A 24,214-nucleotide genomic window follows, 5' to 3' on the forward strand; every position below is an offset into this window, starting at 1 on the left:
CCATGCCGCAGACAATCCAGCGCAAGCAGCTCGTCGATCTGTTGTATCGGCAATCTTACGCCGTATTGTTTGCCAACTTCGTTATTCCGTTGCCGGTGGCCTATGTCCTGCGTGATGCCCTGGTCCTGAATGAAATCATCGTCTGGATCCTTGGCATGTATGGCCTGACGCTGGTGCGGCTGGTGCTCTCGCGTCGCTATTTTAGTCGGTCCGCCACGATGGAGCCGCGCGAGGCCGCGAACTGGGGGTGGCGGGCCGCGTTGCTGTCGTGGTGGTCGAGTCTGCTGTGGGGCGTGCTTGGCTGGGTCGGGTTTGCCATGGGCGATCCGCAGCTCCTGGCCTTTACCTGCGTGGTGCTGACCGGGCTGGTGTGCGGCGCGGTGCCTTCACTGTCGGCCTTTCCCGCGGCCTACGCCGGCTCGTTGCTGGCGATGCTCGCGCCAGTCACGGCGCAATGCCTGCTGCAGTCGGGGGACACCTACACCATCTATTTGTTTTTCCTCGCCTGCCTGGCTGGGGTCAATCTGTACTACAGCCGGGTCACCTACCGCACGCTGTGCGAGACCATCCGGCTACGCCTGGAAAACCTCGACCTGGTCAGTCGCCTGGAGCAGGAACGCGACCGGGCCCAGGCCGCCGATCAGGCTAAATCACGTTTCCTTGCGGCGGCCAGCCATGATCTGCGCCAACCCATCCATGCGCTTGGCCTGTTTGTCGCCGGGCTGGCGGCGTTGGCCGAGCGCGGCGATGTGCTGGCTGACAAGGCCCGCGAAGTCGCGGCGCGCCTAGGCGCTGTGATCGGTAACCTTGGTGGGCTGTTGAATGGCTTGCTGGACATCTCGCAATTGGACGCCGGAGTGGTCGCGGTCAAGCGTGAGGCGGTATCGCTGGAGCGTCTGTTCGCCGACCTGGCTGATGAATTTATCGCGACCGCCCGTAGCCGCCACCTGCGATGGCGAGTGCGCCACAGCCAGCAGTGGGTCGACAGCGATCCGGTGCTGCTCAAGCGAGTGCTCGACAACCTGTTGTCCAATGCCTTTCGCTACACCGAGCGCGGCGGCGTACTGCTGGGTTGTCGTCGCCGAGGTGCCGAGCTCGAAATTCAGGTCTTCGATAGCGGCCCAGGGATTGTCGCTGAATTCCGTCGGCAGATTTTCGAAGAGTTCGTGCAACTGCATAACCCCGAACGCGACCGCAGCCAGGGACTCGGCCTGGGTCTGGCAATCGTGCGTCACACCACGCGATTATTGGGGCATGAGGTGCGCCTGGAGTCGGTGCCGGGACGTGGTTCGATGTTTTCCGTGCGGGTGCCGCTCAGCGCACCAGCCGGCCTCTCTTCTGCGCCGCCGGTGTTGGCGCGCCCGGCGGACGCCCTGGGCATTCTGATTATCGATGACGAACGCACGGTGCTGGACGCCCTGCGCAATCTGCTCGAGGTCTGGGGGCACAGGGTTTATGCCGGTGCCTCGGTGGAGGAAGCCTGTGATCGCCATGGCGAGGCGGCCGAGGTGGGGCCGGCGGCGGTCGACCTGATTCTCAGCGATTATCGTCTGAGCCGGATGACTGGCCTGGAAGCAATCAGCCGCGCCCGGCAGTATCTCAAGCGCAGCGTGCCGGCGATGATCATCACCGGCGATACCTCGGCCGCTTGCCTCGACGAGGCTGCGGCGAGCCAACTGCGGGTGCTGCGCAAACCGCTGGATGCGACGCTGCTGCGCGACAGCCTCAAGGCCTGCCTGGAGGCTCGGCAGTCGCGCTGAGCATCAAGCGCGGCCCGAGCGGCCGTGGACCGTATTGCGAACAGGGCCGCAGCGTTGCTCGATCTGTTCCTTGAGGTCATGCCGCAGGCCGAGCATGAACGCCAGTTCTGCCACCACGAACAATGGGCCGACGATCAAACCGGTCAGGTCATCGACAAACGCCGGCTTCTTGCCTTCGTAGTAATGCCCGACAAACTGGATCACCCAGCCCACCACAAACATCCCCACACCGCTGCTGAGCCAGACCATGGTGCCTTGCGCCGCCAGCGCGTGTCCGACCCATACCGACAGGCCCATCAGCACCGTCATCAGCACCCCCAGCGCCAGCTCAAGGCGCAAGTAGAACCACGCCGAAGCCAGGGCAACCAGCAGCGCAGGCGATAGCCAGAATCCGGCCACGGGCATCGAGGGACGCGACAACAGCACGGCCACCGCCACCACAATCAGCGGAATGCCGATAAAGTGGCTGGCGATGTTGCGTGGGTCACGGTGGTACGCGGCGTATTGACTGAGATGGTCAACGAGGCTTTTCATTGTTATTTCCTCCTGTAGGGATGTTGATCATGCCCTGCGGCCCGTCGGCGCTCTGTCAGGCAGACGACAATCAGCTTGGAGTGTGCATGCAAATCCCGGTCTGGCGTTCGCGCCTGATGCAAGGTCAGTGGTTCAGCCATCTGCCGCCTGAGTTACAGGATAGTCTGCTGGGCCTGGCCCGCGTGCGGCGGCTGACGCCGGGCCAGCGCCTGTTCGGCCGCGGCGATGCGCCCTGTGGCCTGTACGCGGTACTCGAGGGGGCGGTGCGGGTCGGCGCGGTCAGCGAGCAGGGCAAGGAAGCGCTGTTGAGCCTGATCGAGCCGGCACAGTGGTTCGGCGAGATATGCCTGTTCGACGGTCAGCCACGTACCCATGATGCGTACGCCGTCGGATCCTGCACCTTGCTGCAGCTTCCCCAGGCGGCGATGCTCGAACTCCTCGAACAGCACCCCGGGCACTGGCGACAGCTGGCGTTATTGATGAGCCACAAGTTGCGCCTGACCTTCATCAACCTCGAACAGCTGACCCTGCTGCCAGCCCCGGCTCGCGTCGCCCAACGCTTGCTGATGATCGCCGACGGCTACGGCGAAATCGAGCCGGCGCGCCGCGTGTTGCAATTGCCCCAGGAGCAGTTGGCGCTGCTGTTGTCGCTGTCCCGGCAGACCACCAATCAGATCCTCAAGGATCTGGAGAATCAGGGTCTGCTGCGGATCGGTTACGGCACCATCGAGATTGTCGACGCGCAGGGTTTGCGGGCGTTGGTTTGATTGCCTTCCGTCTTGCGCCGCCGTGTTTGGTCAAAAAACGAGCTATGCTTGGTTGGTTTATGCATCAAATACGATGCAAATTTAAATAATTTAATAAAGTGCATTCTATAGAGTGCATCTGGTGTTTATGGAAAACCTCGGTCAACTGATCAAATCGCTACGCAAAGAACGTCGGCTGACACAGCAGATGCTCGCCGAACAATACGGCATGAGCCGTGCGACGATCTCGGGTATCGAGAACAACACGCTGCCGGAGATCGGCATCCGCAAGGTCGAAGCCATCCTCAATGGCTTCGGCTACGAACTGACGGCTGCGCCCCGTCAGACCTCACGCCCAACCCTCGACAGTCTGCAAAAAGCAGGTTTCCATGGCTGAGCCTCGCGACGCCCGGCGATTACAGGTCAAGGCAGGCGAGCGCCAGGTGGCGACGTTGGGGCGTGGCGAAGTCTTGGCCGACACCGTGCTCAATTACGCGGCGGATGCTGCGGATAGCGACGCAGTGTCCCTGACCATGCCGATTCGGCTCGAGAGTTATCGATGGGAAGGAGGCGTACCGCCGGTTTTGCAGACGAATCTGGCGCAAGGCGCGTTGCGCGACGAACTGCAGCGACGGTTCGCCAAATCCGCTGGCGGGTTTGACGACTTCGACCTGCTGGCGATCACCGGTCCACACCTGTTGGGCCGATTGCAGGTCACCGACGGTCAACGGGAAAAACACCGATTCCCGGAAACCAGCCTCACCGAGTTGCTCGCCCAGGACACCACGCCAGGCCTGTTTGAAGCGCTGCTGCAGACCTGTGCCGAGTATTCCGGTGTCAGCGGCGTGCAGCCCAAAGTGCTGGTGCGTGACAGCGCCGCACGCTTGGCCCATCGGGGCGCCTCCCACCTGCTCAAGACCTTCGATGCCGAGCACTACCCGGAACTGGCCAGCAACGAATATTTCTGCCTGCGCGCGGCCCTGCATTCGGGGCTCGAGGTACCGAAATTCGAGTTGAGCGAGCGCGGTCAATTCCTCCTCGTGGAGCGTTTCGACTGCACTGCCCAGGGCACGCTGGGGTTCGAAGATCTGTGTGCGCTCAACGCCTGGCCGGCAACCGCTCGATACGCGGGCTCTTACGAAGGCGCTGCCAGGCAGATCAAGGCATTCGTTTCGCCGCCCTTGCTCAAGCACGCGCTGGAGTCGTTGTTCAAGAGGGTCGCCCTGTCAGCGGGGGTGAAAAACGGCGATGCCCACCTGAAGAATTTTGGCCTGCTGTACCCCGATTGCGCGGCGCACGCCCCGGTCAGCCTGGCGCCGGCCTACGACATCGTGACCACCTCGGTGTACGGCGGCAACGACAGCCTGGCGCTGCTGTTGGACGGTTCGAAAGCCTGGCCTGCGCGCAAGCGACTGGTGCGCTTCGGCCGGCTGGCCTGCAACCTGTGCGAGGGCCGCTGCAACGAGCTGTTGCAGCAGGTGGTGCACGGCATGGCATTGGCGATGGTCGAGATGAAGCGCTATATGAAGTTCAACCCGGGCTTTGTCGAGATCGGCACTGCCATGCTCGAGCAATGGCGCGCCGGCGCGGCGTTCAGTCTGGTGAACAGCTGATCAACTCAAACCATCGCGAAACTGCCCCGGCGTCATTCCGGTCCAGCGTTTGAAGGCACGGCTGAAGCTGCTGGTGTCGGCAAATCCCAACAGGTAGCTGATCTCGCTCAGTGAGCACTGCGGGTCGCGCAGGTGCAGCAGCGCGAGGTTCTCGCGGCTTTCGTTGAGCAGTGTGTCGAAGCGACAACCTTCATCCGCCAGGTGCCGTTGCAGGCTGCGCAAGCTCAAGTGCAAGGCCTGGGCGATACGCTCGGCGCTGGGTTCGCCTTCGGGCAATTGTTCCTCGATGGCGTCGCGCACCTTGCGTTCCCAGGTCAGCGGCTTGAGTTGCGCCAGGGTGCGCTTGAGCACGGTTTCGTTGTGCTCGGCCAGTTCCGGATTGGCGTCGTCCAGGTGGCTGTCGAAGTCATCGAGGGAAAATTCCAGGCGGTCTTGCGCGGCGGCGAAATGCACCGGCGCGCGGAATACCTTGTGCCAGGGATGGGGATCCGCCGGTGGCGGGCGGCGCAGGTACACCGCCAGCGGTGCGTAGTCGCGGCCCAGGCGGTTGCGGCAGGTGCGCACGTAGATCGCGGCAAAGGCATCGATGGCTTCCGGTGCCGGCGCCGGGTTGTTCTCGGGGACGGTGAGGGTGAAGCAGTAGCGGTCCTCGTCACGGCTCAGGTGCAACTCAAGGGCGTCGCTGACCACCTGGTGATAGCGCACGATGCGTTCGAACACCTCGCGCAGGTTGCCGCTGGCCACCAACGCATAGCCCAGTGCATGAAAGGTGGTGGGGCTGACAAAGCGCGAGACCCGCAGGCCGATCGCCGGGTCGCCGCTGACCTGCACCGCCAGTTCCCACAGGCGGGTGGTGGCCGACAGCGGGTAACGGGCATTGGGATCGTCCATCAGTTGCGGGTCGAGCCCGGCCTGCAGGCACAGCGCGCCGCTGTCCAGGCCCAGGGCATCGAGTTGTTTGCGCAGTGCGCGCGTCCAGCTGGCGAGGGAGGTGGGTTCAATCATGATGATTGGCGCTTCCGGTCAACAGGTTGGCGTCCACAGCTAGCGCCCGGGGCGACCGCGCAAGGCAGCATGCGAACCTCAATAACCAGAGGATGGAAGCATGCACGGTACTTCTGCAAGTCCCGATCGCCTGAATGCCCAGCAACGTTCGGCGCATATTCGTGAAGTGGTGCTGGCCAGGGGCGTCGAACTGCGCGAGCGCTACCCGTTGCTCAAGCATCAGGATGCGCTGGGCGCAGGCATCCTGGCGTTCGCCCTGGCCGGGATGATCGGTTCGGCGACGCTGTACATCAACGGCCATCTGGCGTGGTGGGCGTGCCTGCTGCTCAACGCGTTCCTGGCGTCGCTGACCCATGAGCTGGAGCACGACCTGATCCACAGCATGTACTTTCGCAAACAGCGCGTGCCGCACAACCTGATGCTCGGGCTGGTATGGCTGGCGCGGCCGAGCACCATCAACCCGTGGCACCGCCGCCACCTGCACCTCAATCACCACAAGGTGTCGGGCACCGAAGCCGACATGGAAGAGCGTGCCATTACCAATGGCGAGCCCTGGGGCATCGCGCGTCTGTTGATGGTCGGCGATAACCTGATGTCGGCATTCATTCGCCTGCTGCGGGCACCCACCTGGTCCCACAAATTGAGCATCCTGCGCCGGGTGTTGAAGGTCTATGCACCACTGGCGTTGCTGCATTGGGGCGCGTGGTACGTGTTTCTCGGCTTCCACGCCATCAACGCCGTGGCTTATCTGGCGGGCACTTCAGTGCAGTGGTCGCAGGCCACGCTGGCGGTGATGCAGGTAATCGATATTGCCGCGGTAGTGATCATCGGGCCGAACGTGTTGCGCACTTTTTGCCTGCACTTTGTCAGCTCCAACATGCACTACTACGGCGACGTCGAGCCGGGCAATGTGATGCAGCAGACCCAGGTGCTCAACCCCTGGTGGTTGTGGCCGCTGCAGGCGTTTTGCTTCAACTTCGGCAGCAGTCACGGCATCCATCATTTCGTGGTCAAGGAGCCGTTCTACATCCGCCAATTGACCGTGCCGGTGGCGCACAAGGTGATGCGCGAGATGGGGGTGCGCTTCAATGACTTCGGCACCTTCGGCCGGGCCAACCGCTTCACGCGCAAGGCGTCGCCACAGGCTGAGGCCGCGCCAGGGTTGCGGGTGTGAGCGCAGGCTTTGGTGGCTGATCCAGCGTCAGCAGGATGTCGATCAGGGCCCGTGCGGCGGGGGACAACCGATACCCGGTGCGGCTGACAATTCCGCAGCGGGTGCTCAGGCTCTCGAGGTGCGGCGGCAGGTTGCGCCAGTGCAGCAGGGCCACGTTGTCATCGGTGATCTCCTCGGTGCTGGCGACGCCGATGGCGTTGGATTGCAGCACGATCTTCAACAGCGCGGGCACGTGCTCGGTCTCGATGCTCGGCGAAAAGTCGCTGCGGCCGCTGAGGTTGGCCAGCGCCTTGCGAATACCCGCCGGCAGCTGGGTGGTGGCCAGCGGATAGACGAACATGTCGTTGGTCGACAGACTGTCCTTGGTCAGCAAGGGGTGTCCTGGCCGGCAGAAAAACACGCTGCGCCTGGGGGTCAAGGGGCGGGTCTGGAAATTTGGATCAGCCTCGAAATGCCGGATGTCGGCGATGAAGAATTCGATCTCTTCGCGGCTCAGGGCGCGGCTCAGTCGCGGGCCGTTGTCCACCTGAAAACTGCTGCGCAGCTTTGGGTGTGAATGGACCAGGCGCGCCACCGCGTCCGGCACCAGCCTGGCGGCCGAGGCCGGGTCGCAGCCGAAGCGCACTTCACCGGCATCGAGCTTGGTCATCTGCGTCACCTGGGCCGTCAGCAAGGCGGCGCCCTGCACCAGACTCAAGGCATGCTGCAACACCACCTGGCCTTCAGGCGTGGGTCGTAAATCCTTGTGCCCGCGATCCACCAGCACGCAACCGAACTCCTGCTCCAGGCCCTGGATGCTGCGGCTGAAAGCCGGCTGAGTGATGCCCATGGCATCGGCGGCACGGACGAAGCTGCGGTGCTCGTTGAGGGCGATGAAGTAGCGCAGCTGGCGAAGGTCCATGGTGATTGGGGCGTCCTGGAAAAGGCTGGGTGGTGAGGGATGCCTGAGGTTTTAAAGGGGATTTTATATGCCGTCAATTGATCAGTTTTTATGTTGTTAGATTATATTGGAATATGCACGCCCTCCCTGTAGGAGCTGGCTTGCCAGCGAAAATCGTCAACGATGACGCGCGGCATACTGAATAAACGCGGCGTTCTCGGGTTTTTCGCGAGCAAGCTCGCTCCTACAGGGATTGAGGTCGATGGATCATTCGCCCAAATGCATAGCCCCGGGCTGATCAATCCGCTCCAGTGTCTGCGCAACCAACAGCGCGCCCAGCGACACCATCTGCTGGATCGCCAGCGCCACATGGCGTTGTTTGCCTTGCAGTTCAAAAGCCAGATCACTGCTCATGGCATCAACCGCCGCCAGGGTTTGCGAGGCATGGATCAGCAGGGTTTCGGTGTCCTGGTTGGGGTTCACACTGAAGAGGTGCGAGGCGGGTTTTTCGGGGGATTCGGTGGGGCGGGAGGCTGGGCCGAGGTAGTGGTTCAGCGCGCGTTCGGCGGCGTCGTGGAGGGGGTGTAGCGGCGGGGGATTGGGGGTGATTTTGTGCATGGTGAAGCTCCTAGAGTAGTGAGCTGCCACCGTCCGCGGTCAAACGAATAAGGGTGGCGGCTGTACTCGGGTTGACCGACCGGGACTCTAGGAACCCGGCATACCCGAAGGTATCCCGCGCACGGCCGCCATAACATGAAATGATAGACATAAAAAAAGCGTCTGCTCATGATCAATGGACGCTGTGCGCCTAGAGTTTACACGGACGGTCAAATCCGATCGCTGAATGGGCAGCGACCGTCGAAGCCTAAAGAGACCGCTTCCGAGCGACAACCTGAAAGCCCTGTCAGATATTTTCCGCCGAGTCTGCGGTGACCGCATCCCCTGTAGGAGCTGGCTTGCCAGCGAAAATCGTCAATGATTACGCGCGGCAGCCTGAATGCACGCGGCGTCCTCTAGATCTTCGCGGGCAAGCCCGCTCCTACAAGGACTGAACACCCGCGTCAGCATCAGCATCGCCAGCACCGTGACGATCAACACCCACCAGGCGCTGGTGAAGCTGCCAGTGAGTTCGCGCAGCCAGCCGCTCAGCCACGGCGAGACGGCGTTGATCAGAAAACCCACGCCTTGTACGAACGCCGCCAATTGCCCGGCTGCCCGTGGGTCGCGGCGGTGGTCGAGGGTCAGCAGCAGGCTCAGGGCGAAGCAGGCACCAAGGCCGAAACCGATCAGCGCCACCCAGGCATGCGGTGCCTCCAGCGGCCACAGCACCAGGCCGGTAAAACCCAGGGCCTGGGCCATGAGGCTGATGCCCAGCAATGGCCGGCGGTCGATTCGTCGTTGCGCCAGGGCCGGCATCAGCAGCGCCGCGCTGACCTGGAAAATGGTCATGAACGCCAGCAGCGAACCGCTCTGCGTAGCGCTCCAGCCCAGTTGCAGGTAATAGGCCGGCAGCCAGGCGACCATGCTCATGTAGCCGCAGTTGATCAGACCGAAATACAGCGCCAGCAACCAGGCCCGGCGCTGGCGCCACAGCGTTTCGCCGGGCATGGCAGTAGCGGTGCCGTGCACGACGGTCGTCGGCATCCACAGCCACAGCATCAAGGCCGCCAGCGCCGGCAACAACCAGATGCCGAGCCCGGCCTGCCAATGACTGAAATGGCTCGCCAGGTGCGGGCTGAGCAAGGCGGCCAGGCCGCCACCGCCCATCAGCGACGCGGAGTAGACGCCCATCGCCAGGGCTACGTGGCCGGCGAAGCGGCGCTTGATCAGCGCGGGCACCAGCGCCTGGATCAAGGCCACGCCGATCCCGCCGAGCAGGGCGGTGGCAAGCAGGGTCGCGGCCTGGTCGAGCAACAGGCGCAGCAGGCACGCGAGGGCGATCAACAGCAGGCCGAGGGCGATGCCGCGACGCTCGCCCAAGCGTGCCTCCAGGCGAATGCCCAGCAAGGCGACCAGGCCCATGCAGATCACCGGCAGGCTGGTCAGCCAGGCACTGCTTTGAAAGCTCATGCCGGTGGCGCTGCGGATTTCGTTGAGCAACGGGCTGATGGAGCTCAGGAGTGGCCGAAGGTTCAGACCCAGGGCGATCAACAACAGCCAGCCCGCGAGCGGCTGCAGGCGCGAAGGGTTCATGGCAGATCCTGTGAGTTCAAGAGGCGCCGGCGTCGCGCAGCAGTTTGGCGATGGCCTGCTGGCCGCGTTGTTCGGCGTGGCGCAACGGGCTGACCCCGGCGTTGTCCGGCAGATTCAGGTCGGCCCCGGCGGCGATCAGTTGGGCGACGATCTGCTGGTGCGCCGGGCCGCCGTCGGCCAGCACGATCGCTTCCAGCAGGCAGGTCCAGCCCAGGCGGTTGATGTGGTTCAGGTCGACACCGGCAGCAATCAGCAGGCGCACGGTCTCGACATGTCCACGCTCGCACGCCGGGATCAGCGCCGTGCCGCCATAGCGATTGGTGCTTTTCAGGTCGGCGCCATGGCTCAGGGTCAGGCTGAGGATCTGGTTGTAACCGCTGGCGCCGGCCAGCAGGTAAGGGCTGTCCTGAATCAGGTTTTTCTGATTGACGTCGGCCCCGGCCGCGATCAGCGCCCGGGCGATTTCCACCTGGTTGTCGGCGGTGGCCAGCAGTAGCGGGCTGCTGCCATCGGGCCCGCGCTCATTCACCTCGGCACCTTGCTGCAGGAGCGTTTGTACCTGCTGCAATTGCCCGTCGCGCACCGCTTGGAGCAGCGCATCGTTAGCGGCCATGACGCCTCCCATCGTGAGCAGCCCAGCGAGTAGCAGGCCGTGTTTGAGCGTGTTGCGCAGGGTCATCGACAGATTCCCGAGACGACAGATTGGCCGCCAGTATGCTGAGGCCCTGTTGTATTCTGAAATTAAATATAACCATGCCAATCAGTGGCATTCGTAATGGTGATACCCATGTTCGACCCCGTGTTGCTGCGCAGTTTTGTCGCCGTGGCCGACAGCGAAAATTTCACCCGCGCTGCCGAGCGCCTGCACCTGACCCAATCCACGGTCAGCCAGCAAGTGCGCCGGCTGGAAGACAGCCTCGGCTGCAAACTGCTGGATCGCGACCAGCGCCGCGTAGTCGCCACTGCGGAAGGCGAGCGCCTGCTGGCGTATGCCCGGCGCATCCTGGCCTTGCAGGACGAAGCGGCGGACGTGTTGATTCATCAGCAAAGCGAAGGGGTGTTGCGCCTGGCGGTGCCGGAGGACTTCGCCGCCGAGCGCCTGATGCCGTTGCTCTCGGCCTTTGGCGTCGAGCATCCGGGGGTGCGCCTGGAGGTCACCAGCGGCCTGGGGCCGGAGTTGCGGCGCCTGTACCAGCGCGGCGAGTTCGATCTGCTGCTGGTCAAGCAAATGGGCCACAACGACGAGTGCCTGGCGTCCTGGCCGGAGCCGCTGTGCTGGGTCGACAGTGCCGAGAACCCAGCGTTCGGTCGCGAGCCGTTGCCGTTGGTGGCGTTTCCGGTGGGAGGGCTGTATCGCCACGAAATGCTGCATCACCTGGAAGTGGGCGGCTGGCGTTGGCGCATCGCCTATTCCAGCGCGAGCCTGGCCAGTGTCTGTTCGGCGGTGACTGCCGGGCTGGGCATCAGCCTGTTGCCGGTGCGCGTGGTCACGGCCGGTCATCGGGTGCTCGAGACCAGCAGTGGCTTGCCGGATATCCAGGGCGTGCGCCTGGCGCTGTATGCGCGCAGCGGCTTGAGCCGGGCGGGCAAGGCGCTGGAGGGGCAGTTGCTGGAGTTGGGCCGTAGGAGCGAGCTTGTCGAATCGTCGCACCGTCGCGAAAAACGTTAACGATGACGCGTTGTATCTGAAAGTCCGCGGTGCCCTCAAGATCTTCGCGAGCAAGCTCGCTCCTACAGGGGGAGGGGAGTTTTTCATGCCTTGCGTGAATATTTTCCATGCCTGTAAAGCATCGACTTTTCACCCCTTCGCTACAGCCCTTGATCGGCGTGGCTCTACGTCATTCAGCAAAAACATATATTCCATTCGGATCTATGCGAAGCCTTAAAAATTACTTTAAGGGATAAGCACTCCACGCCAATCATTCACCCCTGACACCAGCGCGGGGGGCTGTACAAGCGTGGGTGGCGGGTTATTCGCAAAGAGACCGTAGGGAGTCATTCAATGGGCAACGTCCAGACCGCCGCCAGCGCACATGACGTGTCGTGGCGCCAGGCACCGAGTGCCGAGCTGGTCGATCTTGGTCGACCGTACCGCACGCCGCTGGGCCAATTGCGCCTGCAGCAGACGCCGAAAAGTAGTCTGCGTCGGCGGGAGGCGATTGCGCTGGCGGTGCTGGCGGTGCTGGTGCATGGCGCGGTGATTTACTGGGTCAATCAACAACCGACGCCAGCGCTGCCGATTGTCCCGCCGGAAATTCCGCCGATGACCATCGAGTTCTCGCGTCCGGCACCGCCGGTGGTCGAGCCGCCACCACCGGCACCCGCGCCGCCAGTGGTCGAGCCACCGCCACCGCCGCCCGTAGTGGATGAATTGGCCGCCAAGCCGGCGCCAAAACCCAAGCCCAAGCCGGTGGTGAAGCCGACGCCGAAGCCTGCGCCCAAGGCGGTTCAACAACCGCCGGCACCCGCGCAACCGGCAGCCCCGGTGGCGGCTCCGGCACCCCCTGCACCACCGGCGCCCGCGCCGGTAACGCCGGCCTCGGCCAACGCCGCTTACCTGAAAAATCCGGCGCCGGAATACCCGTCGCTGGCCCAGCGTCGCGGGTGGGAAGGCACGGTGCTGTTAAGGGTGCACGTGTTGGCCAGCGGCAAGCCGGGTGAGATCCAGATCCAGAAGAGCAGTGGCCGCCAGCAACTCGACGACGCGGCTTTAAGCGCGGTGAAGCGCTGGAGTTTCGTCCCGGCCAAACAGGGCGACGTGGCCCAGGACGGCTGGGTCAGCGTGCCGATCGATTTCAAGATTCATTGAACAGCAACCTATTCGCGCTAAACGTTTACACAGAGGGAACACATCATGACGTTACTGGCATCTCCACTCGAATCCATCGAAAGCGCGGTGATCTGGCTGCTGGTGGTTTTTTCCGTCGCCACCTGGGGCCTGGCGTTGCTCAAGGGCGTGCAGTTCGCCCGCCTCAAGGCGCAAGATCGCAAATTCCATAAGCAATTCTGGGCTGCCTCCAGCCTCGACGCGGCGGCCGAGTTGAGTGAGACCCAACCCGGTGCCGCAGCGCGAGTGGCGCAGGCCGGTTATGCAGCGATCCAGGTCGGCGACGCGCCGGCGGCAGACCTGAGCCAGGCGATCAATCATCAGGACCGTCTGGAGCGCGCCTTGCGCCAGCAGATCGTGCGCGAGCGGCGTTCCCTGGAAACCGGCCTGGCGGTGGTCGCGAGCATTGGCAGCACCTCGCCGTTCATTGGTTTGTTCGGCACCGTCTGGGGAATCATGGAAGCCTTGAAAGGCATCAGCGCCGCCGGCTCGGCGAGCCTGGAAACCGTGGCCGGGCCGATCGGTGCGGCGCTGGTGGCGACCGGCGTGGGGATCGCGGTCGCTGTCCCGGCAGTGCTGGTTTACAACTATTTCCTGCGGCGCCTGAAGCTGACGGCCGCCGACCTCGATGACTTTGCCCACGACTTCTACAGCCTGGCGCAGAAGAGTGCGTTCCGCGTGCTGCTGCACCCCGCCGCACAGAAACAGGCGGTGCAGGGCGGCGCGCTGAAAGTGAAGGAGGCGTCCTGATATGGCCTTCTCCACCCAAGACAGTGATGAGGTGCTGAGCGAGATCAACGTCACGCCTCTGGTGGATGTGATGCTGGTGCTGCTGGTGGTGTTCATCGTCACCGCGCCCCTGCTGACCAATGCCATTCCGATCAACTTGCCGAAGACCGAGGCGGTGGCCCCGGTGGAGCAGAAAGACCCGTTGGTGGTGAGCATCGACGGCGCCGGCAAGCTGTTCATCAACAAGGATGAAATCGCCCCCGACCTGCTGGAGTTCAACCTGCAGGCCGCCAAGGCCAAGGACCCGGAGGTGCGTGTGCAACTGCAGGCCGACGACGGCGTGAACTACGGCGAAGTGGCGCGGGCCATGGCTTCGATCGAGCGAGCGGGCATCACCAAGTTGTCGGTGATCACCGCACGTTAAATAAATTTTGCTTTTCGAGGGCCGTCTCCTTGGCAGGGTGCGGCCCTTTTTTTCGGACTTGAAAAACTCAGGCCTTATATTCCATTCGAGTCTTAATAAATAGCTTCTTATTCCTTAACGAATATATGAGTCGTCCCTATACTGGATCAGGAACAGACACGCACCGGAGAGCTTCCCCATGCGCAACGAATCGATTCGCTATCTGATTGTGCCGGGCTGGCAGGGATCGCCAGCAGATCATTGGCAGAGCCACTGGCAGAACAGTTTGCCGAATAGCGCACGGGTCGAGCAGGCCGACTGGCTGACGCCGCGCCGTGAAGATTGGGTCGCGGCGCTGGCCGAAGCGATTGCCGCCGACAGCACGCCGGTGATCCTGATCGCCCACAGCCTGGGCTGCATCACGGTAGCGCATTGGGCGGCCACCGCACCGGTGCCGATGCTGCGCCAGGTACGCGGTGCCTTGCTGGTGGCGCCGGCCGATGTCGAGCGTCCGGCGTGCGCCCCGGCGTTGCGCAATTTCGCGCCGATCCCCACACAGCTGCTGCCGTTCCCGAGCCAGGTCGTGGGTTCCGACAACGATGCGGCCGTCAGTGCCCCGCGTGCGCTGGAGCTGGCGCGCCACTGGGGGGCCGAGGCCGGCATCCTGGCGGGGGCCGGGCACATCAATGTGAAGTCCGGCCATCAGCGCTGGGAGCAAGGATTCGCTTATCTGTACCGCCTGCAAAGCCGCCTGGAACATCACCAGCTGCGACGTGCCTGATTGTCCCTTTTTACTTGAACGCCCCCGTCCGCTGGCGGTTTTGGGCGGGAGCCTGCCATGAGTCTGCATGAATCTTTCGGTCAGCCGTTGCTGACCTTTCCCGACGCTGAAAAAAGCCCGTTGAGCATCCGCGCCAAGGCGCTGGTGTTCGTCGACCCGCGCTCGCGCACCTTGCGCCATGAGCTCGAACAACTGGCCCCGCGCTCGACCAGCGTGTTGATTCACGGCGAAACCGGGAGCGGCAAGGAGTTGCTCGCGCGGCATATCCACCGGGCCAGTGATCGCGGTGGGCTGTTCGTGTCGGTCAATTGCGGCGCGATCAGTCCGACCTATGCCGACGCTGAACTGTTCGGCTATGCCCCCGGCAGTTTCAATGGCTCGGCCAGCAGTCGCGCCGGCTGGTTCGGTTCGGCCAATGGCGGGACCCTGTACCTGGATGAAATTGGTGATTTGCCCCTGCCGATCCAGATCAAATTGCTCGCCGCCCTGGAAAATCACGAAGTCACCCGCGTCGGCGCCCAGCATCCGAGCCCGGTGGATGTGCGCCTGGTAGCGGCCACCAGCATCGACCTGGCCCAGGCGGTGGCGGCCGGTAAATTCCATGAGCGGCTGTACCACTACCTCAGCGAAGGCCAGTTGCAATTGCCGGCGCTGCGCGAGCGCCCGGGGGACATCTTGTCGTTGGCGGAATACTTCCTGGGGATCTACAGCCAGCGACTCGGCTTGCCAGTACCGCTGATCAGCGAAGCGGCGCAGCTGGCGCTGGAGCGCCACACTTGGCCGGGCAACACCCGCGAGCTGGAAAACGTCATTCACTTTGCCTTGTTGGTCAGTACGGGTGACGAGATTTTGCCGGCGCATTTGAATTTGCCGGTGGTTGACGCTTCGGCGGACTTGATCAGGCAGTGGGTGGATCGGCTGGTGGAAAGCGGCGAAGTCGGTGAGGTTCAATCATTGAAACGCTATCTGGAGCGTATAACTATCTAACTCAGGTAGCGGGTTAAACAAGGCATGGCAACTCAGGGTTGTTGTGCCTTTTTTTGTGGGCGTTATGTTTAGTAATATTTGCAGGGGGGTGGAGTATTTATTAAGTGCGTGGCTTTTTTTGTTCTGATTATAGTTGCGCTTGTCGGGAGTTGATTTCGATAAGTGGCTATTATTTTTCAGGGAAAAGGAAGTTTTATGAGTGTTATGGGTAATGATGCGGAAATGGCTCCCGGTCATGATGTTGAAGTGAATGAGATTGATGAAGTTGATGAGTTCTATGACCTCTACGAATTCGAAAAGCTTGATGAGGGTTCAATGTCAGAGGTCGCCGAGCCTTCTCCAATGGTCGTTGACGTTGCCGACACGCCGAGGTGGAGTGGACTTGAAAAGCTTCAAGTATTTTCCGCTACGGGCGCCACTGTTATCTATGCCAATGGTCATCAGCAGATCAAGTTAATAGTTGTCGTTCGAGCGGTCAACGATGCGTTCGAGGGCGTGAACCTATCCGAGGGGGAGTTCAAGAATATACATCTAGTCGACGCCTATAGCCGCCAGGCCCTGGAGTTTGATTATATCCGAGACGGTGATCCTCCTGTCTGGAAGTACAGCATGGACAAGATCGGTGATTTTGCACCGCTGCCCTATTCGGGAGAGTTCAATGGGCCAAGGACCCATGGGCCAGGTCTTTTTGTCAAAGCGTTCTATGTGAACAGTAATACGCCTTCGACAATCAATCTGGTGGCTGCCATCACCCGCTCTGATGGCAAGGTCTTTTACTCCGATGAAGAAGCACCGTTCGGCCGGGTAAGTCTCAAGGCGATTGCGCCGGCAGTCTACGCCAGGGATAAATTCATATTCAAACACTACGCAAATGAACGTTATGACTCCGAAGTCGTTGAGCGGCTTGATCGTTATCAACTACATCTGGAGGCCGAGCAGCACCATATAAAGTTTGTCAGTTGTCGGTTGAGCAACCTGCTGCGCGCTCGCAGCCATCCAGATAAACATTTTATTGATACTTATGTGATCAGTTACTTGAAGGGGCAGGAGGTCTTTCAAGAGTACGACTCCTACGCGGAGAAGGCTGACAGCGTCGCCATTGAGCACAATGAAGACGGCAAGATCACATTGCTTGTGCATGTTTCAAAAAAGCGAATCAGCGATCCGCTCATGCTCAATGACTGTCTGTCGGTAGAGATGTTCTTGCAGGACATGTATGGGAATAAACAGGTGCTCGAACTGCGCATTGACCCGGCGGACCCTACGCGCATTGTGTTGATGACTTGATATCAAGGAGAGATAGATGAGCACAGCAACACCCGAAGTCGAGTCAGGCGCGTTCAAGTTTTCTGATTTCGTCAAAAGCGGTGTGGATGCCCGCACCGGCACTTACAGCACCACTATCAGCCTCGCGGGCTGGAGGGCCAATAACGGTTGTGGTCCGCATATACCGCTGGCCCTATCCTTCAACTGTTTCCGAGCGCTGGACATTGGCTGGGGAGCAGGTTGGTCGTTGAGCTTGAGTTCCTATAACCAGAAAACCCACAGGTTGACGCTCGCCAGTGGGATTTCCTACCGTGTCCACAGGGTCGGTGGGAAGGTGGTAGTCAAAGATAAAAAACTGGAAAACACCCGGCTCACTCTTCACGGTGACAGGCTGATTGTCAGCCATAAGGATGGAATGGTCGAAGAGCTTTCCCGACCGGATGAAACCCATGACGAGTGGTTGCCTGAACGCGTGTATTCCAACGAAGGACGTTGGGTCAGCCTGGCCTACACCCTGGTTGGAGGTCGGCGCGTGCTGCGGGAGGTGCGTGATCAATTCCATCGCGCGGTAGTCCTCGAGTACGGCCTGGAAGACGCGCCTCCCAGCATCACGCTGTGGCCGGATCATCCGCAAAGGCGTATCAGCTTCAGCTTTTTCCTGAGCAATGGCTGGCTGCGCAAGATCAACCTCTCGCACACAAGCGCTGAGCGGCTGACCTGGTCATTCGATTACCAACAGTTGAATGGTTTCCTGGTGATGACGCAGGTCAGTACACCCAGCGGCTGCAGCGAAACCATTGAATACAAGGCGCGCGGTCATCAAGTACCGCCGGGGGCTCCGATCACCACGGTGCCTGCGGTGAGCCGCAGCGTGCTGGCGCCCGGTCAAGGATTGCCAAGCATCACCCGAGACTACGAGTACTCGGTCAGCAACTTCCTGGGTTATCTCTCCGGCATGCCCTGGTCGCAGGACGGCGATTGCCTTTACGACCATACGGGGACTTACACCTATTCCTCTACCGAGCGTCTGGTCACGTTGATCGCTGGCGAAGCCAGGGAAGAAAGCCGGATCGAAAGGACCTATAACCGCTTCCACCGGATGCTGTCGCAAATGTCGGTTGCCAAGGGCAAGATCCAGCACAAGTCGTTTACCTATCACGATGTCGATGGCCTGGATTTTTATCAGCAGCCCGCCAACGTTCAAATGCAACGCAGCGCGGCTGTTACTTATAAAGACAGCGCCACGAGCACGGCGACCCGAACTGAAATCACCCACACCACCTATGATCAGTTCGGCAATCTGCTGGAGCAGGTCAACCCCAGTGGCGCCCGGGAGGTTTATGTCTACTACCCTGCCGAGGGGGCCGAGGGGTGTCCGCCCAACGAGCTGGGTTTCAAGAGTGCGTTGAAACAACGTTCGGTCATTGCGTCAGCGGATTTTGCGTCGGCGCCGACCGTGACCGTTTTTTTTACCTACCTTGCTATGCCGTCATTGCGCGACGGCGGTCACAGCTTCCTGTCTCCGGCCACGGAAATGCTATTCGAGCGCGGCAACGAGGAGCCTCTGGTTGATACCCGCTTCGACTACATCGACGATGCCAGCCACGCCTTTTATGGTCGTCTCAAGCGGCGGACGTTGATCCAGCACGATGGCCACAATCGTCTCGAATTCGAGTATTCGATCGATGAGGATTCGGTCAGGACTCACCAGCAACTACAGGTCGCAGGTCTGACCTATGACTGCAATACCTGGCATGAGCGATTCAGCGGGAATCAGGTCAAGACTCGGGATGGCGCAGGCAACGAATATTCGACGCAGTACGACAGCCTGAACCGCGTCATCAAGGAAACCGCGGCCACCGCTGGGGTGAATCCAGCCTCGCGCACCACCTCTTTTGAACTGAGCAACGCGCCCGGGGCGTTGGGCGGCCTGGTGGTTCACACAACCAGTGTGCGGGGTGTGTCGAGCCAGTGCTGGGTCGATGGATTGGGGCGCAAGACCCGCCTTGAGCTTCAGGACGTCGATAGTCCGGGCAAGCCGATGCGCCTGACCTACGCCGCTCATTACGACCACCTGGGCCAATTGCTCAGCGAGACCCACACCGATTGGTTCGAGGGCGAGCCCGCCGTCTCGACGACCACCTTTGCCCATGACGATTGGGGGCGCGTGTGCAAAACCGTGGGTCCGGACGGGGTTGCGGTCAATGATGTGTTTGATCCGGTTGCGCTGACCCGAACCCGCTGGACCGAGGGAGGAGGGAAAACCCGGACCGTACTCAATGTTTTCGGCAAGCCGGAACGGGAGGAGCGTATTGATTCCCAGGGTACCCTCAGCGTCATTGCGAGGTTCACATACGACGGGCTGGGTCGTTGCCTGAGCCGAACCAACGAAGCCGGGTTTGCAACGGGTTTTCGCTACGACGTGTTCGGCCGGGTGGTGGAGACAATCTTGCCCGATGGCACCTCGATCAAAAAAAACTACAGCCCCTGCAGCACCCAGGACTATCCGCTCGACATCCGCGCCAACGACTATGTGCTGGGCAGCCTGGCCTACGATGGCCTGATGCGCATCACCCGCAGCACCGTCGGCGACAGAACCGAGCAATTGAGCTACGAAGGCTGGCAAACCCAGCCGTCCCAACGCATTACGGCAGCTGGCGAGGTGATCACGTTTGCTTTTGATCCATTGCTCAACGGGGTCGTGAGCTCAAGGGAAGGCAGCCATGCGGCGTTGTCGGCCCGCTACCGATTCGATCCTCGCACGGCGCAACTGATCGAAACCGCCAATCCCGTGGTGCAGCACCGGCTGGACTACTTTGAGTCGGGCAACGTGAAGACTCAGGAGTGGGTCGCCAGCGCGGGTAGCTACCGCACAAGCACTTCCAGCTCATTGAATGGGCTGCTCACCGGCTTTGTCGATGTCAACAACCTGCAAACCACCTATGACTACGACAGCGCAGCGCGACCGGTGCAGATCGAGCAAGGTCCGGTGTCGGCCCACTACACCTATGGCCCGCGAGGTGATCTGCTCACGCTGAGTGTTCGGGATTCGGCGTCTCGACGTTCGCAGACGACTCGCTTGGTGCACGATGAATTCGGTCGCGAAATAAAGCGCAGTTCGCTGTTGAGTGATGGCTCAGAGCTGGTCATTGAGCAAGTGTTCGGCGCCGACGACAAGCTGCGTCAGCGATCACTGACTCACGGCGACTCGACGCGCACCGAGACATTCGCCTACGACAATCGCGCGCGGCTGGTGCGCTATGACTGCGAGGGCTCGGCGAGGCCGGTCGACCCCTGGGGCAAGCGCATCAACTCCCAGCAATACAGTTACGACTACCTGGACAACCTGCTGACGGTGCTGACCGCTTTCGACGGTGGTGAAGACCTGTGTACCTTTGCCTACGAGCGTGCGGACAAGACGCAGATGAGTTCATTGACCCACAGCCATGGGGATTATCAGCCGCAGGCGGTGAGCTTTGAATACGATGGCAATGGCAACCTGCTCAACGATGAACAGGGGCGCCAATTCAGGTTTGATGCCTTGAGTCGGCTGGCGAGCGTTTCAAGCAGCGCCGATACGCACTATGGGTTCGACGCCGAGGACCGGTTGCACAGCGTCAGCAGCGAGTCGGGTGAGTGGACCAGGCAGTTCTATAAGGGCGATGCGCTGTGCAGTGAGGTCGACGGGCGCCAGCGTCGCAGCCTGCTGGAGTGCGGCGGCCAGGTGCTGGCCGAACAGCAGGGTGATTCGACTGTCCTGTTCGTTACCGATGGTCAGGGGACGGCGCTCAAGCGTGTGTCCGCAGAGAGTGATTCCGTGTTGTCCCACGCGCCCTATGGTCATCGCGCAATCACCGCTGGGTTGGGCGGTCTGCTGGGGTTTCAGGGCGAGCGCCTCGACCCTGCGACCGGGTGTTATTTGCTCGGCAACGGCTATCGGCCCTACAACCCGCAGTTGATGCGCTTTCACAGCCCCGACAGTTGGAGCCCGTTCGGTGGCGGTGGGCTCAATGCCTACGCGTATTGCCAGGGCGACCCGATCAATTTCAAGGACCCCAGCGGGCACATTTCGGTCTGGGGCTGGGTGAAAATCGGCGTCACCGCGTTATTGGCGGCCGCCGCAGTGGCGTTGACCGTTGTCACCCTCGGCGCGGCAGCACCCCTGGCAGGGCTATCGATTTCAGGCCTGGCCTATTTGACCCTGGAAGTCGTATCCGGTGTGGTGTCGGTGGCCGCAGCGGTCACCAGTGAGTTGGCGCCCGATTCCACTGCTTCCCAAGTCTTGACCTATGCCAGCCTGGCGTTGGGGGTTGTTTCGCTTGGCGCCACGACGCTGGCGACGGCGGGCAGCAAAGGCATCGGTTTCGCGCTGACCAAGAGCGTCAACTCATTGTCATCAGTCTCTGCTGCGCAGCGAACTGTGCAACGGGCGGCCGAGGGCGGGGGCATGTATGCCCGGGCTTCGGTTCTCGCTGCGGCAGCGAGGCAGACACTGAATGTGCAGAGCAAGCTGAATCATGTGCTGACTGCCAAAACAGTGATCTCCGCCCTGAGCGCTACAAAAACCGGAGTGGTCGTCGCCGCACAATCGGAAGAACTGGCCATCGAGGCGGACAGGCGACTACGCGAGGTATGGCCCAGCGCTGCAGACGCCGTCAGCCTCCAGGAGGTGCGCAAGGAGGTGCTGGGGGCCTGGGAGGATCTGGCGCGGCAAGTCGGTAGCAAAGCCATGGCATTGCGCAACGAATGAGCCCTGCGGACACCGTGTTAAATTGCAAAAAAGATATAAGAAGCTAGCTAAAAGATATTGTTCAGGAATAAAAAACCTCGGTATCTTCCACTTCACGCCAGCGATAGCACTTCGCTGGCAACCCACTTTTACGCCGTTGTCGACAACGACAATTAAGGACACCGCATGAAAAAGGTTCTGTTGTTTACTGCATTGGCGGCTGCCCTGACCGCTGGTTTGGCCCAGGCCGGCGAGAAACTGGTGGTTGCCGCGACCCCGGTACCGCACGCCGAGATTCTTGAACTGATCAAGCCGACCCTCGCCAAAGAAGGCGTGGATCTGGAAATCAAGGTGTTCACCGACTACGTGCAGCCGAACGTACAGGTGGACCAGAAGCGCCTGGATGCCAACTACTTCCAGACCCTGCCGTACCTGAAAAGCTTCAATGAAGGCAAAGGCACTAACCTGGTGACCGTGATCGGCGTGCACGTCGAACCCTTCGGTGGTTACTCGAAGAAAGTCAAAAGCCTGGCTGAGTTGAAAGACGGCGCCACCATCGCCATCCCCAACGAAGGCAGCAATAGCGGCCGTGCCCTGATCCTGCTGCAGAAAGCCGGCCTGATCGAGCTCAAGGACCCGAAAAACGCCCTGGCCACGCCCAAGGACATTGCCAAGAACCCGCATAACTTCAAGTTCAAGGAACTGGAATCGGCCATGCTCCCGCGTGTGCTGGACCAGGTTGACCTGGACATGATCAACACCAACTACGCGCTCGAAGCCGGCCTGAACCCGGCCAAGGACGCACTGGTCATCGAAGGTGCGGATTCGCCTTACGTGAACTTCCTGGTGGCGCGTCCGGACAACAAGGACAGCGCCGCCATCCAGAAACTGGCCAAGGCCCTGACCAGCCCCGAGGTGAAGGAATTCATCGCCAAGAAGTACAGCGGCGCGGTATTGCCAGCGTTCTGATAAACCCCTTCAAGGTTATAACGCCGACGGCTGATACAGCGTCGGCGTTTTTTTTGGCTTGTTGGAAGCGGATGCGCCCGCAAATCCCTGTAGGAGCTAGCCTGTCGAATCGTCGCACCGTGGCGATGAAATTGATGCGGTGGGGCTGATGCCGCCATCGCGAGCAAGCTCGCTCCTACAGGGGTTTGTGGTATGCCGCCCATATTGCGAACATCTCGGGACCCTGTAGGAGCTGGCTTGCCAGCGAACCAGACGCCGCAGTGCATCAGACACACCGCCTTCGCCGGCAAGCCGGCTCCTACAGATTTTGTGGCATGCCGCCCATTTTGCGCAGTTCAGTTTGTGGTTGATCAGAAAATCAGCGGTCACCCTGACACCGTTGGCTGGTCAATCCGGCCATTTCCACGCCGGCTCATCGAGCATGCCCTGACCCACCACTTCGGTCTGGCCGAAATTCTTCTCCAGCACGATGCAGTTGCATTGCTCATCCTGTTGCAGCGCCGCAATCAGTCGGCTGGCATGGGACACCACCCACACCTGGCAGTCCTGCGAGGCGCGGATGATCAGGCGGGCCAACGCCGGCAGCAGGTCCGGGTGCAGGCTGGTTTCCGGTTCGTTGAGCACCATCAGGGTCGGCGGACGCGGGGTCAGCAGCGCGGCGATCAGCAGCAGGTAGCGCAGGGTGCCATCGGACAGCTCGGCGGCAGACAGCGGGCGCAGCAAACCTTCCTGATGAAACTCGATGGCAAAGCGGCCGCCTTGCAGCGGCACGACGTTCAGTCGGGCGCCGGGGAAGGCGTCGCTGACGGCTTGTTGCAGCGCCTGGGGATCACCGATTTCACGGATGGTCTGCAACGCGGCGGCCAGATCGCGGCCATCGTGATGCAGCACCGGCGTGCGCGTGCCCAATTGCACCTGGCGCGCGGGGGCCTCGGCGTCGCTGCGAAAGTGATCATAAAAGCGCCAGCCGCGAATCTGTTCGCGCAGCAGCAACACCTCGGGCGAAGCACGCAGGTTGCCGACCTGATCGAACAGGCTGTCGAAGGCCGGTGTGCGCTGGGCCAGAACGTCCCAGTCGCGACCGTCGCGGGCCTTGATCATCGCCCCGGCGCGATTGACCAGCAGGCTGGCCGGGCGATACACGGCGCCGGCCCAGATGCACTCACGCTTGATTTCCGGGTCCAGGGAAAAAAATGACACCTCTGCAGGCAACGGCATCGGTAAGCCCAACGCGATGGCGTAGCTGAAATCTTCGCCGGCGAAGCCCAGGCGCAGGCGTTTGGGGCCTTGGCGCACACTGGCTTCGATGGCCACCTCGCCATTGCGCATGCGCCGGCTGAGGGTTTGCGGGCCAGCCCAGAAGGTCGAATCCAGCCCGCCCTCGCGTGCCAGGGCGTTGACCACACCGCCCTGGGCGGTCTCGGCCAGCAGGCGCAAGGCGCGGTACAGGTTGGATTTACCGCTGCCGTTGGGACCGGTGATCAGGTTCAGCCGGCCCAGCGGAATCACCAGTGTGTTGATCGAGCGGTAGTTGGCGACCGCCAGGGTTTTGAGCATCGGCAAATTCCTTTGCTGCGCGATGGGAAATGTGGCCGGGTTTTGATGTCGGACACCAAGC

At 61.5% G+C, this 24,214-nt stretch carries 21 protein-coding genes; 14 read left to right on the forward strand and 7 right to left on the reverse strand.

Annotated features, from left to right (window positions below; translation table 11 throughout):
* The first annotated feature begins 2 nt into the window (after positions 1-2).
* Positions 3-1,760, forward strand: a complete 1,758-nt coding sequence (locus ACZYR5_RS07900) for a hybrid sensor histidine kinase/response regulator (RefSeq protein WP_489089117.1) — start codon at positions 3-5, stop codon at positions 1,758-1,760.
* Between the two features lie 3 nt (positions 1,761-1,763).
* Here ACZYR5_RS07900 and ACZYR5_RS07905 read toward each other — a convergent pair whose 3' ends face one another.
* Positions 1,764-2,294, reverse strand: coding sequence for an Mpo1 family 2-hydroxy fatty acid dioxygenase (locus ACZYR5_RS07905; RefSeq protein WP_489089118.1), 531 nt, complete (start codon positions 2,292-2,294; stop codon positions 1,764-1,766).
* A gap of 86 nt (positions 2,295-2,380) precedes the next feature.
* Between ACZYR5_RS07905 and ACZYR5_RS07910 the strand changes: the two genes are divergently transcribed.
* From ACZYR5_RS07910 to ACZYR5_RS07920, 3 genes are all read left to right on the forward strand, one after another.
* Entirely contained in the window at positions 2,381-3,061 is a 681-nt protein-coding gene (locus ACZYR5_RS07910) for a Crp/Fnr family transcriptional regulator (RefSeq protein ID WP_489089119.1), read from the forward strand.
* Between the two features lie 127 nt (positions 3,062-3,188).
* Positions 3,189-3,437: a helix-turn-helix domain-containing protein gene (locus tag ACZYR5_RS07915; RefSeq protein ID WP_489089518.1), complete on the forward strand. Its 249-nt coding sequence runs from the start codon at positions 3,189-3,191 to the stop codon at positions 3,435-3,437.
* Positions 3,430-4,653, forward strand: coding sequence for a type II toxin-antitoxin system HipA family toxin (locus ACZYR5_RS07920; protein WP_489089120.1), 1,224 nt, complete (start codon positions 3,430-3,432; stop codon positions 4,651-4,653). The genes ACZYR5_RS07915 and ACZYR5_RS07920 overlap by 8 nt, the downstream gene beginning before the upstream one ends.
* Here the strand turns inward: ACZYR5_RS07920 and ACZYR5_RS07925 are convergent, their stop codons facing one another.
* Complete coding sequence (locus tag ACZYR5_RS07925; RefSeq protein ID WP_489089121.1) at positions 4,654-5,658, reverse strand: AraC family transcriptional regulator; 1,005 nt, start codon at positions 5,656-5,658, stop codon at positions 4,654-4,656.
* A gap of 100 nt (positions 5,659-5,758) precedes the next feature.
* Here ACZYR5_RS07925 and ACZYR5_RS07930 point away from each other — a divergent pair, with 100 nt between their 5' ends.
* Positions 5,759-6,832, forward strand: coding sequence for a fatty acid desaturase (locus tag ACZYR5_RS07930; RefSeq protein ID WP_489089122.1), 1,074 nt, complete (start codon positions 5,759-5,761; stop codon positions 6,830-6,832).
* Here the strand turns inward: ACZYR5_RS07930 and ACZYR5_RS07935 are convergent.
* The 4 genes from ACZYR5_RS07935 to ACZYR5_RS07950 all read right to left on the reverse strand — a co-directional run bounded on the left by ACZYR5_RS07935 (position 6,780) and on the right by ACZYR5_RS07950 (position 10,584).
* Positions 6,780-7,733, reverse strand: a complete 954-nt coding sequence (locus tag ACZYR5_RS07935; protein ID WP_489089123.1) for a LysR family transcriptional regulator — start codon at positions 7,731-7,733, stop codon at positions 6,780-6,782. The two genes, ACZYR5_RS07930 and ACZYR5_RS07935, sit on opposite strands and share 53 nt — an antisense overlap.
* A gap of 246 nt (positions 7,734-7,979) precedes the next feature.
* Positions 7,980-8,330, reverse strand: a complete 351-nt coding sequence (locus ACZYR5_RS07940) for a DUF6124 family protein (RefSeq protein WP_489089124.1) — start codon at positions 8,328-8,330, stop codon at positions 7,980-7,982.
* 354 nt (positions 8,331-8,684) lie between these two features.
* Complete coding sequence (locus ACZYR5_RS07945; RefSeq protein WP_489089125.1) at positions 8,685-9,905, reverse strand: CynX/NimT family MFS transporter; 1,221 nt, start codon at positions 9,903-9,905, stop codon at positions 8,685-8,687.
* Positions 9,906-9,921: 16 nt separating this feature from the next.
* The gene (locus ACZYR5_RS07950) at positions 9,922-10,584 is read right to left on the reverse strand and encodes an ankyrin repeat domain-containing protein (protein WP_489089126.1); all 663 of its coding nucleotides are present in this window, start codon (positions 10,582-10,584) and stop codon (positions 9,922-9,924) included.
* Between the two features lie 108 nt (positions 10,585-10,692).
* Here ACZYR5_RS07950 and ACZYR5_RS07955 point away from each other — a divergent pair, with 108 nt between their 5' ends.
* From ACZYR5_RS07955 to ACZYR5_RS07995, 9 genes are all read left to right on the forward strand, one after another.
* On the forward strand, positions 10,693-11,574 hold the full coding sequence (locus tag ACZYR5_RS07955; RefSeq protein ID WP_489089127.1) for a LysR substrate-binding domain-containing protein: 882 nt from the start codon (positions 10,693-10,695) through the stop codon (positions 11,572-11,574).
* Between the two features lie 333 nt (positions 11,575-11,907).
* Positions 11,908-12,714 carry an energy transducer TonB gene (locus ACZYR5_RS07960; RefSeq protein ID WP_489089128.1) on the forward strand — a complete coding sequence of 269 codons (807 nt, stop codon included), beginning with the start codon at positions 11,908-11,910 and terminating at the stop codon, positions 12,712-12,714.
* Positions 12,715-12,759: 45 nt separating this feature from the next.
* A complete protein-coding gene (locus ACZYR5_RS07965; RefSeq protein ID WP_489089129.1) occupies positions 12,760-13,482 on the forward strand; it encodes a MotA/TolQ/ExbB proton channel family protein in 723 nt (240 codons plus the stop codon).
* Between the two features lies 1 nt (position 13,483).
* The gene (locus ACZYR5_RS07970; RefSeq protein ID WP_027617233.1) at positions 13,484-13,885 is read left to right on the forward strand and encodes an ExbD/TolR family protein; all 402 of its coding nucleotides are present in this window, start codon (positions 13,484-13,486) and stop codon (positions 13,883-13,885) included.
* A gap of 178 nt (positions 13,886-14,063) precedes the next feature.
* On the forward strand, positions 14,064-14,645 hold the full coding sequence (locus ACZYR5_RS07975) for an alpha/beta hydrolase (protein WP_489089130.1): 582 nt from the start codon (positions 14,064-14,066) through the stop codon (positions 14,643-14,645).
* Between the two features lie 57 nt (positions 14,646-14,702).
* On the forward strand, positions 14,703-15,632 hold the full coding sequence (locus ACZYR5_RS07980; RefSeq protein WP_489089131.1) for a sigma 54-interacting transcriptional regulator: 930 nt from the start codon (positions 14,703-14,705) through the stop codon (positions 15,630-15,632).
* A gap of 195 nt (positions 15,633-15,827) precedes the next feature.
* Positions 15,828-16,919, forward strand: a complete 1,092-nt coding sequence (locus ACZYR5_RS07985; RefSeq protein WP_489089132.1) for a hypothetical protein — start codon at positions 15,828-15,830, stop codon at positions 16,917-16,919.
* 16 nt (positions 16,920-16,935) lie between these two features.
* Positions 16,936-21,648, forward strand: a complete 4,713-nt coding sequence (locus tag ACZYR5_RS07990; RefSeq protein WP_489089133.1) for an RHS repeat-associated core domain-containing protein — start codon at positions 16,936-16,938, stop codon at positions 21,646-21,648.
* A 165-nt stretch (positions 21,649-21,813) separates the two neighbouring features.
* The gene (locus ACZYR5_RS07995) at positions 21,814-22,596 is read left to right on the forward strand and encodes a MetQ/NlpA family ABC transporter substrate-binding protein (RefSeq protein WP_489089134.1); all 783 of its coding nucleotides are present in this window, start codon (positions 21,814-21,816) and stop codon (positions 22,594-22,596) included.
* 387 nt (positions 22,597-22,983) lie between these two features.
* Here the strand turns inward: ACZYR5_RS07995 and ACZYR5_RS08000 are convergent, their stop codons facing one another.
* Positions 22,984-24,153 (reverse strand): AAA family ATPase, encoded by a 1,170-nt coding sequence (locus ACZYR5_RS08000; RefSeq protein ID WP_489089135.1) that lies wholly within the window; start codon positions 24,151-24,153, stop codon positions 22,984-22,986.
* Positions 24,154-24,214 lie beyond the last annotated feature (61 nt).

The organism is Pseudomonas sp. F007, assembly GCF_057814275.1.